Source organism: Nisaea sp., assembly GCF_039990255.1.
GTDB lineage: Bacteria > Pseudomonadota > Alphaproteobacteria > Thalassobaculales > Thalassobaculaceae > Nisaea.
This window is the reverse complement of sequence record NZ_JBDXGG010000009.1, coordinates 105734-119366: the sequence shown is the minus strand read 5'-3', so window position 1 is coordinate 119366 and position 13633 is coordinate 105734. Positions and strand designations below refer to the sequence as shown.

The 13633-nt window shown below is 57.5% G+C and carries 11 protein-coding genes; 9 read left to right on the top strand and 2 right to left on the bottom strand.

The window, feature by feature from the left end; translation table 11 throughout:
- Positions 1-23 precede the first annotated feature (23 nt).
- Positions 24-494, top strand: a complete 471-nt coding sequence (locus tag ABJ076_RS08550; RefSeq protein ID WP_348192178.1) for an MOSC domain-containing protein — start codon at positions 24-26, stop codon at positions 492-494.
- A gap of 77 nt (positions 495-571) precedes the next feature.
- On the opposite strand, the gene ABJ076_RS08545 is transcribed toward ABJ076_RS08550, so the two are convergent.
- Both ABJ076_RS08545 and htpG read right to left on the bottom strand, forming a co-directional pair.
- Positions 572-2884: a calcium-binding protein gene (locus tag ABJ076_RS08545; RefSeq protein WP_348313408.1), complete on the bottom strand. Its 2313-nt coding sequence runs from the start codon at positions 2882-2884 to the stop codon at positions 572-574.
- A gap of 614 nt (positions 2885-3498) precedes the next feature.
- Positions 3499-5418, bottom strand: a complete 1920-nt coding sequence (htpG, locus tag ABJ076_RS08540) for a molecular chaperone HtpG (RefSeq protein ID WP_348193526.1) — start codon at positions 5416-5418, stop codon at positions 3499-3501.
- Between the two features lie 126 nt (positions 5419-5544).
- Between htpG and ABJ076_RS08535 the strand changes: the two genes are divergently transcribed.
- The 8 genes from ABJ076_RS08535 (at position 5545) to ABJ076_RS08500 (ending at position 13632) form a co-directional block, all read left to right on the top strand.
- Positions 5545-8262, top strand: coding sequence for a helicase-related protein (locus tag ABJ076_RS08535; RefSeq protein WP_348193527.1), 2718 nt, complete (start codon positions 5545-5547; stop codon positions 8260-8262).
- The gene (locus ABJ076_RS08530; RefSeq protein ID WP_348193529.1) at positions 8259-8657 is read left to right on the top strand and encodes an RNA-binding S4 domain-containing protein; all 399 of its coding nucleotides are present in this window, start codon (positions 8259-8261) and stop codon (positions 8655-8657) included. The genes ABJ076_RS08535 and ABJ076_RS08530 overlap by 4 nt, the downstream gene beginning before the upstream one ends.
- A gap of 75 nt (positions 8658-8732) precedes the next feature.
- Positions 8733-9911: an aminotransferase class V-fold PLP-dependent enzyme gene (locus ABJ076_RS08525; RefSeq protein WP_348193530.1), complete on the top strand. Its 1179-nt coding sequence runs from the start codon at positions 8733-8735 to the stop codon at positions 9909-9911.
- 73 nt (positions 9912-9984) lie between these two features.
- Complete coding sequence (locus ABJ076_RS08520) at positions 9985-10449, top strand: TerB family tellurite resistance protein (RefSeq protein WP_348193532.1); 465 nt, start codon at positions 9985-9987, stop codon at positions 10447-10449.
- Positions 10450-10501: 52 nt separating this feature from the next.
- The gene (gene fdxA, locus ABJ076_RS08515; RefSeq protein WP_348193534.1) at positions 10502-10840 is read left to right on the top strand and encodes a ferredoxin FdxA; all 339 of its coding nucleotides are present in this window, start codon (positions 10502-10504) and stop codon (positions 10838-10840) included.
- Positions 10841-11104: 264 nt separating this feature from the next.
- Positions 11105-11602, top strand: a complete 498-nt coding sequence (locus tag ABJ076_RS08510; RefSeq protein ID WP_348193536.1) for a CarD family transcriptional regulator — start codon at positions 11105-11107, stop codon at positions 11600-11602.
- Between the two features lie 143 nt (positions 11603-11745).
- The gene (locus ABJ076_RS08505; RefSeq protein ID WP_348193537.1) at positions 11746-12597 is read left to right on the top strand and encodes a hypothetical protein; all 852 of its coding nucleotides are present in this window, start codon (positions 11746-11748) and stop codon (positions 12595-12597) included.
- Between the two features lie 150 nt (positions 12598-12747).
- Positions 12748-13632 (top strand): RNA polymerase factor sigma-32, encoded by an 885-nt coding sequence (locus ABJ076_RS08500; RefSeq protein ID WP_348193539.1) that lies wholly within the window; start codon positions 12748-12750, stop codon positions 13630-13632.
- Position 13633: the final 1 nt, after the last annotated feature.

Here is a 13633-nt window from a genome sequence, read left to right as displayed (position 1 = left end):
TAACGCAATCAGGGAGCATGCGCATGTCTTGGAATGGCCGTCTCGATCACATCCATATTTGCGCCAAGGGCGCCGATGCGATGACCGAGCTGCGAGAAGCAAAACTTGTTGCGGGGCAGGGTATCGAGGGAGATCGCTATTTCCTCGGAACCGGCACTTATTCTGACAAACCGGCACCTGACCGGCAGGTCACCTTGATCGAAAGTGAGACGCTCGAAGCGCTGGCTCGGGATCACAATATGGAACTGACGCCCGTCGAAAGCCGCCGCAACCTCACGGTCACGGGCGTGCCGCTCAATCATCTTGTCGGCAAGCGCTTCAGGGTCGGCGATGTCGTGCTTTATGGCGGCAGGCTGAACACACCCTGCAAGTATCTCGACGATCTGCTGGGCAAAAAGCTGTTCAAACTGCTGCTGAACCGCTCCGGCCTCAATTGCGAGATCGTCGAGGGTGGTGTGATCCGGCCAGGCGATTTGGTCGAGTGGATCGAGTGAGCATTGGCTGATCAGTCAGGCGCCGAGAGTCGAATCAAACCTCAAACCGTTACGTGTACGGCGTCGGACGTGTTCGGTTAGCCCAGTTCCCATCCTGTTGCAGAGGTAATCTCAGCCTTTGAGACGCCGATTACGGTGAGGGTGCCGCCGTCGGAGAAGGTGATGGTTGTGTTGCCGTCCGTCTCCGTGCCGGCGCTGACGCCGAGGCCGTCCTCGAGCATCAGCGTATCAGTCCCGACGGTGAAGTCGCTGATCTGATCGTTACCGCCGCTGTAATAGAAGGCGAAAGTATCCGCGCCATCTCCGCCGTCCAGTATGTCGTCACCCTTGTTACCCGCAAGGAAGTCGTTGCCGCTCCCGCCCGAGATCAAATCGTCGTTCTGACCGCCATAGAGGATGTCGTCGTTCTCTCCGCCGGAGAGCGTGTCATTACCCTGGTTGCCGTAGAGGATGTCGTTGTTTTCTCCACCGGAGAGGATGTCGTTGCCCTTGTTGCCATGCATGACATCGTCACCGCTGCCGCCGACCGCGGTGTCATTGTTCTGGCCGCCATAGAGCGTGTCCTTGCCCTCGCCGCCGAAGACAAGATCGTCGCCCTGGTTGCCGTAGATGATGTCCTCGCCGACGCCAGAGCCGATGGAGTCGTTTCCGCCGCCACCGGCCAGGGTATCGTCCCCGGCCCCCAGCGAGATGAACTGAACAGCGTCGTCGCCGACCACATAGTTCTGTCCGGCGCCGCCGGTAACGAAAGCTTGGCCAACGATGGCTGCGAACTCGATATTGTCGAGCACGATGTTCGAGCTGGCGGGCAGGCCGGATGTATTGATGACGAAGGCTTCGGAGCCGTTCGCCGCCCCATCGTCGCCGGTGATCTTGACGGTCTCCGCCGTGGTGCTGGCGCTGGAGAAAGAGATCGAGCGGATATCGACATCGATGCCGGTGCCGAGTGAAGTCAAAAATACCTGTCCATGCCCGTTGAGGAAGATCTGGTCCGAGGTGGCTGGCTCGGCGGACTGGATTTGGCTGGTCAGTGTTACATCGGCGGCGGAAGCGTTAGCGTTGACCGCCGAGGAGGTGCCGGTTTGGGTGAGGGATGCCCCCGTGGGGAGGGTGGCGGTTACGGTGTTGCCGTTTCCACTATTCTCCACCAATGCGCCAGTTGCGGTACTCCCGCTATTATTAGTGAGGGTGTGGTTCGTCTCTGTTCCCGCTGCATCCGACGCAGTTTGACTGGTCTCTGTGAGGCCGCCACCGGAGCTGCCGCCACCGGAGGAATCTGCGACCTGCGTAAAAGTCAGTGCCGTATTGGCGCCGTCCAATGCTGCATTGATGGTCAATGTACCGCTTGTGCCGGATAAAGTGAGCATATTACCGCCGCCGAGGTCGATCGTGCTGCCGACCGTCGTGCCGTTTAAGCTGCTGGTGACATCCGCACTTTTGACGGTGATGGTATCTCCGGCAGCAAGGCCGGTGATCGTATCGGCGTTGAACTCAGTAGCACTCCCGATGAATTCGTCATTGCCGTTGCCACCGGCCAAATGATCGCTTCCGGCGCCACCAGTGAGCATATCGTTCCCGTCGCCGCCGGACAGTGTATCGTTTCCATCGTTACCAGAAAGAGAATCGTTCCCGTCGCCGCCTGCCAGATGATCATTTCCGGCGTCTCCGCGGAGTCTGTCATTTCCGGCAGCGCCGAAGAGAAAGTCGTTTCCATCCTGACCAGTGAGCCTGTCGCCCTCGTCGTCGCCGTAGAGCGTGTCGGCGCCGTCACCGCCAGTGAGCGAGTCGCTCCCGCTACCGCCGTAGAGCACGTCGTCTCCCGCTTCTCCGCTTACTCTGTCATTTCCGGCGTCGCCGTAAAGAATATCGGCGCCGTTGCCTCCTCTGATAAGGTCGTCCCCGGCGTTACCATGGAGCTGGTCGTCGCCGTCTCCTCCGCTGAAACCGGTATCCTCACCGCTGGAGCCGATTATGGTATCAGCGCCAGTCGTCCCGGTGATCCTTACATTGTTAAGCGATATATTGGAGAGGTCGTAATTGCCGTGCGTATCGAAGGTGAGGGAAACGGCATCGTTGTTTACGCTTTCTATCTGCGCTGTCCCGATCGACGTGATCTGACTTTCATTGAAGACCGCAGTCGCATTGCCGTTAAACCGGATCAGATTCCAGCCCGAGATGTCGCTGTCGCCGATATTGTATGCGTTCACCGTACCGTCGATTGCCAAGATCAGCATGTCCGTGCCGGTGCTGTTGTTGACCAGCGTGGAGCCTGCGGTGATATGCGCCTGATCTCCGACAGTCAGGGTGTCATCGCCTGCGGTGAGCGTCCCGGAAACATTTGTTCCGTTATTCGGATCAAAGCTGGCAGCAGTGGTGTTCAGAGTAGCCATGGATTTTGTCCCGGTTCATTGGAGCTGGAGGCTGACCCGCTCTGTTTTGCCTATTGCACGCGCCTGAAAACGGCGTGCGAAGACGGGTTGAATTGATTGGTAAAAATGGGAGTGGAAAATCTTCGCCGAAAAAGTAACCAAATTTCCTCAAGACAAAATAGAAAACCAAATGCACTTAGTTGTTGAAGTGATTGGAAGTGTTATTTAAAAATAACAAAGCCGCCGAGATTATGTAAATAAGTCAATCGTTCGTATTTTTGTGCCGAATGTACTTGGGGGTGTGGTTTGAAATGTATGAGGTGCGAGGGGATTTTTCGAAAAGCAGCGTTATCTCTTTCGTGCCGGATGATGGCTTCAGGCTCCGGGAAATTGACGCGAGTCCGGCAGGCTGAGCGAGTGGCACGGAGGCGCTGAAGTCGCAGAGCGTCGTGCTTCCCTTGACCTGCGACATGATCCGCCGATCACCCTCGATCATTTAACCGACACCCTCGACATGGACGAACGGGGGGGCTGTTGTCCGCAACCTTCACCCTGGATAATGCTGGGTGCAAAAAAGAAGCGGCCGGGAAATTCCGGCCGCTGTGTTGATTTTCCGTTGTTCTGCGGGTGCGTCTTTAGAGCGCCAAGCCCCGCTCCATAGCCATAGCCATCCGCCGCGCAAACGCTTTCGGGTCCGGGATGGCCTCGCCTTCCATAATGCGGGCCTGGTCGAGCAGCAGGTGGGCCGCGTCGTCCAGTTCCTGGCCGGTCTTGCCGTCCTTTACACGCTTGGCGAGGGCCTTGATGACCGCATGCTTGGTGTTGACTTCCAGAATGCGCGGATTGGACTTGTCGATCTGCTTGTGCTGGCGCAGCAGGCGTTCCAGGTTGATGTCCATGTCGCCGTCATCCGCGATCAGGCAGACCGGGCTGTCGGTCAGACGGTTTGATTCACGAACGTCCTTCACTTCCTCGCCGAGGGCCAGCTTGATGGAGGCGAGCAGCGGCGCGATATCGGCGGAGGCTTTCTCCTCGTCCTTCTTGTCCGCGGCCTTGTCCTCGTCTGTCTTGTCGTCATCGTCCTTGACGGCATCGAGATCGGCGGAGCCTCGGGTGATCGACTTGAGGGGGCTGCCCTCAAAGCCCTCGAACATGGCCTGGATCCAGAAATCGTCAATCGGATCCGAGAGCAGCAGAACTTCCACGCCCTTGGCCTTGAAGCCCTCGATGTGAGGCGAGTTCAGCAGTGCTTCCTTGCTCTCGCCGATGATGTAGTAGATCGCCTCCTGGCCTTCCTTCATCCGCTTCTTGTAGTCGGCGAGGCTGACCAGCGTGTCGCTTTCCGTCGTATCGAAGCGGGCGAGAGAGATCAGGGTGTCCTTGTGTTCGCCGTTTTCGGAATAGATGCCTTCTTTCATCACCGGGCCGTAAGCGTCCCAGAAAACCGCGTATGCCTCGGGGTCCTTTTCGGCCTTCTTGCTGAGTTCGGTGAGCACCCGTTTGGTGACGGCGGAGGAGATCTTTTGCAGCACGGGATTGCGTTGCAGAAGTTCGCGGCTGACATTCAGCGGCAGGTCCTCGCAATCGATCACGCCACGCATGAAGCGCAGATAATCGGGCACCAGGCCGTCGCAATCATCCGTGATGAAGACCCGCTTCACGTAGAGCTTTACCCGGCTCTTACGCTCCGGATGGAACAGGTCGAACGGCCGCTGGGTCGGCACGTAGAGCAGAGAGCTGTATTCGATCACGCCCTCCGCCTTCCAGTGCATGGTCAGCCAGGGCTCGTCAAAAGCATGGGCGACGTGCTTGTAGAATTCGCCGTACTGCTCCGTCGTGATGTCGCTCTTGGAGCGGGTCCAGAGAGCGGAAGCCTCGTTCAGCGGACGCTCTTCTGTCTCTCCGTCCTTGGTTTCCTCACCCTTGGCTTCAACGAACAGGATCGGCACCGGGATATGATCGGAATAGCGCTTCACGATGTGCTGCAGGCGCTGCTCTTCAAGAAACTCGAGCGCGTCTTCCTTCAGATACATCGTGATGATGGTACCGCGATTGGCCTTTTCGGCATCCGCGATGGTGTATTCACCGAGCCCGTCCGAGCTCCAGAGATGCGCCTTGTCCTCACCGGCGCGCCGGGTCAACACCTCGACCTTGTCCGCGATCATGAAGGCTGAATAGAAACCGACGCCGAACTGACCGATCAGCCCGCTGTCTTTTTTCTCGTCGCCGGACAGATTGGAGACGAAAGCTTCCGTGCCGGAGCGCGCGATGGTGCCGAGATTGTCGTTCAGTTCATCGGCGGTCATGCCGATACCGTTATCCGACAGGGTAAGGGTATTGGCATCCTTGTCTGCCGCGATCTTGATCTTGTATTCGCCGTCGCCAGTGGTCAGATCTGGTTGGGTAAGGGCCAGATAGCGCAGCTTGTCGCAGGCATCGGAAGCGTTGGAGATCAATTCGCGCAGGAACACTTCACGCTCGCTATAGAGCGAATTGGCGACGATCTTCAGGAGCTTGCTGACCTCGGCCTGGAACGTTCGCTTTTCCGCAGTCATCTTCTTGATCACCTCTTGCCTAGAATGACATCATTATGATTGATGGAGCCTGATATGTGGGAAGTTGGCATTAATCGCAAGACCCCAGCGCTTCCCACGTGAGCCGAGAGCGGACCCGTATCCCCCATGAGCAGTGTTTTTGAGGACGGTCGGATCACGGCAATGCTGGGGCCGACCAACACCGGCAAGACCTATTTCGCCATCGAGCGGATGCTCGGTCATGCCTCGGGTATGATCGGTTTTCCTTTGCGTTTGCTGGCCCGCGAGAACTACGAGCGTGTCGTTTCCCTGAAAGGCAAGAACGCCGTCGCCCTGATCACGGGCGAGGAAAAGATACTTCCGCCGCACGCCCGCTATTTTGTCTGTACTGTGGAATCCATGCCGGTTGACCGGATTGTGGATTTCTTGGCGATCGATGAAATCCAGCTTTGCGGCGACCGGGAGCGCGGTCATGTTTTCACAGATCGGCTGCTGCATGCGCGGGGCCGTCAGGAGACCATGTTCCTCGGCTCCGACATCATTCGTCCGCTGATCAGGAAGCTGGTCCCGAAGGCGGAGATTGTCGGCCGGCAGCGGATGTCTCGGCTGACCTATACCGGTCCGCGCAAGCTGACCCGGTTGCCGCGACGGACTGCCATCGTCGCCTTTTCGGCCGCAGACGTTTATGTGCTGGCCGAAATCGTCCGGCGCCAGCGCGGCGGCGCCGCCGTCGTGCTGGGCGCGCTTTCGCCCCGGGCCCGAAACGCGCAGGTGGCAATGTACCAGGAGGGCGAGGTCGACTACCTGATTGCGACCGATGCGATCGGCATGGGCCTCAACATGGACGTGGATCATGTCGCCTTTGCGGAGGACATGAAGTTCGACGGCCGTGCACCGCGCCGACTGACGCCGCCAGAGATGGCGCAGATCGCCGGACGGGCCGGGCGGCATATGAATGACGGCACGTTCGGCGTGACAGGAGATTGCCCGCCGCTGGACGAAGAGATGGTCGAGGCGCTGGAAAGCCACCGGTTTGATCCGCTCCGGCACGTCTATTGGCGTAATCACCGCATGTCGTTCCGCAGTCTTAGTGAATTGCAGCGCTCTCTTGGAGTGTACAGCGATCAACCTCATATGATCAGGAAGCGGGATGCGGAGGACCACCGGACGCTGGAATCGCTGGCGCGGATGGAAGCCGTGGTCGAGCGGGCAAAGGGGCCAGACCGGGTGCGGTTGTTGTGGGACATTTGCCAGATCCCGGATTTTCGCAAGACGATGAGCGAATCCCACGCCAATCTGCTGGCAAAAATTTATTTCGATTTGACGGACGGGGCGCAGTGTTTGGAGACAGATTGGGTCGCCAATCAGGTCAGCCGTTTCGACCGGACGGACGGTGATATAGACACGCTTGTAAACCGTATCGCACATATTCGCACTTGGACGTATATTACGCACCGTGCAGACTGGGTGTCCGACCCGGTTCATTGGCAGGCCCAGACAAGGGCTGTTGAAGATCGACTTTCGGATGCCCTGCACGACAAGCTTACCCAGCGTTTTGTCGACAAGCGCGCAGCATTGTTCTTGCGCAAGTTGAAGGACGGGGGGAACTTGGCGGCGGCAGTAAAATCTGACAGCACAGTGGTCGTGGAGGGCCATGCCGTCGGTCACATGGAAGGATTGAAGTTCGTGCCTGATGTAGTGGATAGCACCAACGCAAAGCCCGTGCTGGCAGCTGCGCGTAAGGTCCTGCCGGAAGAACTGGCCCGGCGTACGGGCCAAATCGAAGCTGCCGACAACGCAGCCTTCTCGATAGGCCCCAAGGGGACGCTGATTTGGCTTGGGGCTGAAATCGCATCGCTGGAAGCGGGTGCCGATATTCTGTCGCCGCAGATCCGAGTCGTGAACGAGGAACTGGTCGAAGGCGAGATGCGCAAGCGGATCGAGGCCCGTTTGCGCACCTGGCTGACTGGCGAGATGGAAGAGCGGCTCGGCCCGTTGCTGGCAATCAAGACTGCTGAACTCGAAGGCGCCGCGCGCGGTATCGGGTTCCAGGTACTTGAAGGCATCGGCGGTGTTTCTGCCGATCAGATCGGCGGGTTGCGCCGGGATCTCGATGACGAGCAACGCAAGTCGCTTGCTCGTCTCGGCATTCGGTTCGGCACCGAGACCGTATTTCTTCCAGTTCTGTTGAAGCCGAAAGTTGTGGAATTCCGGGCTATGTTGTGGAGCGTCTTCTCTGGGCAGTTCCCGGAAGAAGGCCCGCCACCGGCAGGTCGGGTCATGATTACGCGCGCCGAGGATGCGACCGATGCTTTCTACCTAGCCATCGGCTACAAGCGGGTTGGTGGTCATGCTGTCCGGGCGGATATGCTTGAGCGTGTCGCCCAGATGGTTCGTCAGGCGGCCCGCGAGGGCGCGTTTTCGATCTCTGCGGATATGCTGTCGCTTGCCGGTGTCGGCCACGAAGCTATGGCGGAGATCCTGAAGGATCTCGGGTATCGCCGGGGCGAGGATGTCGAGGAGCAACCACGTTTCATCGCCCGGCGCCGTCAGGAACAGAAGCGTCGGCCGGAAGGCGATCGTAAGGCAGGGCTGGACGGCAAAACCGAGCGTGGAGAAAAGCCTGAGCGTGTCAGGAAGCCGGGTAGCTCCGGCAAGGCGGCGCAGGATGGTTCCGGCGAGAAACGGGACCGCAATGCTGGGCCTAAGGGCGGACAAAAAGGCGGGCCGCGAAAGCCTAAGCGCCAGGATGACCGGTCGAAACGCCAGAATAGCGGGCCGAAGGTGATTAGCTCGAATGGGCCGGCCATGCGTCCCGAGGATTCCCCTTTCGCCATATTGCAGCAGCTCAAACTGGCGAAATGAGCGAGCAGGAGACACAACGTCTCGACAAGTGGCTTTGGTGTGCGCGGTTCTTCAAGACCCGCGGCCTCGCCAACAGGTTGCTTGGTGCGGGGCGCTTGCGTCTTTCCGGAAAGGTGGTGTTGAAGGCCCACCAGCTTGTCCGCTCCGGTGATGTGCTGACTTTTCCCCAAGGGCCCAATATCCGGATCGTGAAGGTGCTGTTCCTGGCTGAGCGCCGTGGACCGGCTCTGGAAGCTCAGCTGCTCTACGAAGACCTGTCGCCGGTTATGACCCCAGGCAGGAAAAGTGAAATTTCCGAACCGAATCTCAGGCCGGCACGGCGGGATCCGGGAGCTGGGCGCCCGACCAAGCGTGACAGGCGGCTGATCGATCATTTCCGGTCAGAGGATGATTAATTCTGTCGATTGTCGATCCCCTTACGCCCGGATAACTTCACGTTCTGCTATCGAGAGATAAACTGGGATAGATCCATGACCGAGATTGATGTAGCCCGTCTTCGCGCCGAAACTCGTGGCTGTGAAAACGTTGTCCACCTCAATAATGCTGGGGCATCTCTGCCGCCGGCCCCTGTCGCGGATCATCTTTACGCATACTTGCGCGACGAGGAGATGAAGGGGGGCTATGAGACCGCCGACCTGCGTCACGATGAGCTGGAGCATTTCTATGTAGCGGCCGCGCGGTTGTTGAATGCCTCCCCGGAAGAAATTGCCTTTGTCGAGAATGCCACCCGAGCCTGGGATATGGCCTTTTATGCCTTTCCCTTTAAATCGGGCGACCGCATCCTAACGACGGTCGCCGAATATGGCAGCAACCTCATTGCGTACTTGCAACAGGCGCGCAAAACCGGTGCAGAACTGGTCGTGGTCCCGAATGACGAGCATGGGCAGATTGATCTCGAGCAGCTTGAAGCTTTGATCGATGAGCGGGTGAAGTTGATTTCCATCAGCCATATTCCGACCGGTGGAGGGCTGGTTAATCCTGCCGCCGCAGTCGGCAGGATCGCCCGTAAGCATGGCGTTCCCTATCTGCTTGATGCCTGCCAGTCCGCCGGACAAATGCGACTCGATGTAGAGGAACTAGGGTGCGATATGCTTTCGGTCACGGGCCGCAAATATTTGCGTGGGCCACGGGGTACCGGGTTCCTGTACGTCCGGAAGAACTGGATTGAGAAGCTGGAGCCACCGTTTCTCGATCAACATGCCGCTGAACTGATTGACTCAGAAACCTTCATTATACGCCGGGACGTCCGCCGGTTCGAAAACTGGGAACGGTTTTTCGCTGGGCAGGCTGCGCTCGGCACGGCGATCGACTACGCAATGGATATCGGCCTTGAAGCGATCCAGGACCGTGTCTTTTCGCTGGCTGCAACCTTGCGCGCCGGGCTCGCTGATACTCCGGGCATCAGAGTGGCAGATGAGGGGCTTGTGAAGTGCGGGCTTGTGACTTTTCAGCATGATCGTCTCAAGTGCGAAGAGATAAAAGCTGCAATGAGTCAAAAGGGATTTAACATGTCGGTTTCAAACGGGTCTGGGACGAAGCTCAGCTTTATGGCCCGCGGCCTTGAGGCCGGATTGGTGCGCACCAGCGTCCATTATTTCAATACCGATGATGAGCTTGAACGTTTCCTAGGAGTGCTGCGGAGCCTCTAGGCGGGGTAGGCTTGTTAAATCGTGCTAAGACCTTAGATAAAACTTTGAATTTTAACCAACCTCTGGAAACGCCATGCTCGGCTCCCTAAAAGTCTTTTTCGATGCGGTCCGCTCCGGGGGATCAAACGAAGCCTCAAAGGTCGACGGATCGGAAGATGCCGTTGCCGCGCTTCTGGTGAAAGCAGGAACGCTTGATGGTGACTTTGGTGCTGACGAGCGTCAGGCCATTGAAGCCCTGCTCGCCGCTCGTTATGCCTGTTCGGCGGAAGAGGCATCGAAAAAGGTTGATGAGGCATTGAAGGCCTTGGAAAACAGCGTTGATTTCTACAATTTCACCAAGGTGATCCGTGATGAGTTCGACCACGATCAACGGGTTGAGCTTATGGAGATGTTGTGGGAAGTCGCTTACGCCGACGGTGTGCTGCATGATTTTGAAGCGAGCCTGATGCGTCGTGTGACGGGCTTGATTTATGTGACCGATCAAGAGAGTGGCGCTGCGCGCAAGCGTGTCATGCAGAAACTCGGACTTGCCGAGTAGAATATTTTTCATTAACGAAGCCGTCTGATGAAGCCGGACTCGGAGCTTGCCGATGACGTATATCGTCAACGACCTATGCATTAAGTGCAAATACACCGACTGCGTCGAAGTCTGTCCGGTTGACTGTTTCTATGAGGGCGAGAACATGCTCGTCATTCATCCGGACGAGTGCATCGATTGCGGTGTGTGTGAGCCTGAATGCCCGGCTGAGGCGATTCTCCCTGATACGGAGCCGGAAGCAGAGAGCTGGATTGAAATGAATCGGAAGTATTCCGAGGAATGGCCGAATATCACCCGCAAGATAGACGCCATGCCAGGAGCTGACGATTTTCAGCAGGTCCAGGGCAAGATGGAAAAGTTTTTTTCACCCGCTCCGGGTAAGGGAGACTGAGGCTAGCCGTCATAAAACGGTAAGCCATGCGTCAGATGAAAGCGGGCCATGCGCTGGCAGACTCCCACTTTTGTCGGATTTGTGATAAGGTCTCTGAATTCGGTGGGGCAAAACGTCTCGCCTTGCCGCCGTTTCCGAGAAGGTTTCGGACCATTTCCGAACGATATCTGCAGAGACAGGTTTAAGCCTCGTTTTTAGCGATACCGGCGTTTCCTTGCGCTTTACGCGTTGCACATGGTCCTGATAAGTGAGAGAGACCGATTGATGACAAAAAAAGTGGAGTTCAAGGCTGGGGATTTCGTGGTCTACCCGACCCATGGTGTCGGCAAGATCATCGGCACCGAGTCGCAGCAGATCGCCGGTACTCAGCTCGATCTTCTGGTGATCACCTTCGAGCAGGACCGCATGACCTTGCGTATTCCTGTTGGAAAAGCCAACGATTCCGGTCTGCGACGCCTCAGCACACGCAAACAGATGGATGTTGCGCTCACGAAGCTTAAGGGCCGTGCACGCGTGCGACGTACCATGTGGTCCCGCCGTGCGCAGGAGTACGAAGCGAAGATCAATTCCGGCGATCCGGTATCGATTGCGGAAGTTGTCCGTGACCTGCGCCGCAACACCGGACAGGCCGATCAGTCCTACAGCGAACGCCAGATGTATCAGGCGGCACTTGATCGTCTTGCCCGTGAATTCGCTGCGATTGAAAAAATAGATGAAGACGCGGCCACGGATCGGCTCGAGAAAATCATGGCAGTAGCCTGAGCGACTGCTGAAACCTCGTTGTTTCGTGATTGCAGGCGGCACCTCTGGTGCCGCCTTTTTCATTTCTGCGGAACCTTGAATATACCACAAACGTTGGCGGCTGACGCTGAAATTGCTATCTGGAGTGTGGGAGCACACCAGCAATGTCAGATGCGACACAGAACGTGATCCAGACTACCGACCTTCCGCCTGGAATGGACAAGCGCTTCGCTATACTGCGCCGCTGCCGGAGAATCTGGGCCGTCGCCTCCATTCATGGCGACGTTGAGCGACTCGAAGCTCTACACGAAACGCTGACCACCCGATATGAGGCGGGAGATCGTTTCGTTTATCTTGGAAACTACTACGGTCACGGATCGGCAATTCTGGAAACGGTGGACGAATTGCTACGGTTCCGACGGATTGTACTGTCGCAGCCGCCCTATACGCATCTTGACGATATTGTTTATCTGCGCGGTCGCCAGGAAGAGATGTGGCGGAAGATGCTGCAACTTCAGTTCGCCGGTGATTGTCAGGAAATCCTGGACTGGATGCTGGAGCGCGGTGCGGGCGCGACACTTGCGGCTTATGGTGGACGTGCGGCTGACGCCCGCTCTGCCATAATGGAGGGATTGCTCGCCATCAGCCGATGGACGGGACAGCTGCGGCAGGCCATCCGAGGACATGCCGGCCACAATAATTTCATGACCGGGTTTCGCCGGGCCGCTTTCACCGATGAAGGCGCGCTTTTGTTTGTCAGCGCCGGGCTCGATCCCTCCAAGGATCTCAATGATCAGGAAGACGGGTTTTGGTGGAACAGCCAGGGCTTTACTGAAACTGCTGCGTCCGGTTACCAGGGCTTCAAAAAGCTGGTCCGCGGGTATGATCCGGCCCATGAGGGCATTGTCGAGAGCGAGATGACGGTGAGCATCGACAGCGGCGCAGGATTTGGCGGGTCGTTAAACGCCGTGTGCCTCGATGCTGCGGGCGGTATCGTTGATCGGGTCAGCGTATAGGGCTGTCCCCAAATAATACTCAAAGTCTGATAGTCTCGCGGTCTTGTGATTCGATAGGAGTCGCCAAGATCCGATCGAAGTGATCCGCTTTCCACAAGGTAGCGTATTCGAATGTGAAAGTTCTCACTGATGCGGTCTGGAGGTGGAGCCATGGCACATATCGACGATCCTGTAACCCGGCGAGCCAACGTCTCTTACATCAAATCTAGCATGAACGAACCGCTGCTTGAACGAGACGTCGAATTCGAACTCGCGAGAGCGTGGCGTGAAGACGACTGCGAGAAATCACTGCATCTTCTGGTCCGCTCCTACACTCGGCTGGTGGTCAGCTCTGCCTCTCGCTATCGAAATTATGGCTTGCCGATCGGTGATCTGATCCAGGAGGGCAATGTCGGCCTAATGCAGGCAGCAGCCAGGTTCGAGCCGGAGCGGGAGATTCGCTTCTCGACCTATGCAAGCTGGTGGATACGCTCAGCCATCCAGGATTACGTATTGCGGAACTGGTCCATTGTGAGGACCGGGACCACAGCGGCCCAAAAATCTCTTTTCTTCAATCTGAGGCGCCTGCGCGCGAAGATACAGCAGGCTTCTGACGCACTCTCGCCGGAGGAGCAGCGCGAGCGTATTGCCACCGAACTTGGCGTACCGCTGAAGGATGTCGAGGCAATGGAGCAGCGCATGTCCGGCGCCGATCAATCGCTGAACTCCCCGATCGGGGAAAGTGGCGAGGATGAGTGGATGGAGATGCTTTCTGATGAGCGCCCCACGCCGGAATCCGTTGTAACTGGAATGCGGGATGCGGAAACGCGCTCGAAATGGCTCAAGGAAGCGCTGTCTGAGTTGAGCCCGCGCGAGCAAACAATTATTGAGCGTCGCCGGCTTGTCGATGATGGTGCGACGCTGGAAGAGCTCGGGACTGTGCTCGGTGTCAGCAAGGAGCGCGTGCGGCAACTCGAGCATCGTGCAATGCTCAAGCTGAAGCAGCATATCAGCCGCAATATCGATCGCAGCTCGGATCTGTATTCAGAGGTGTGAG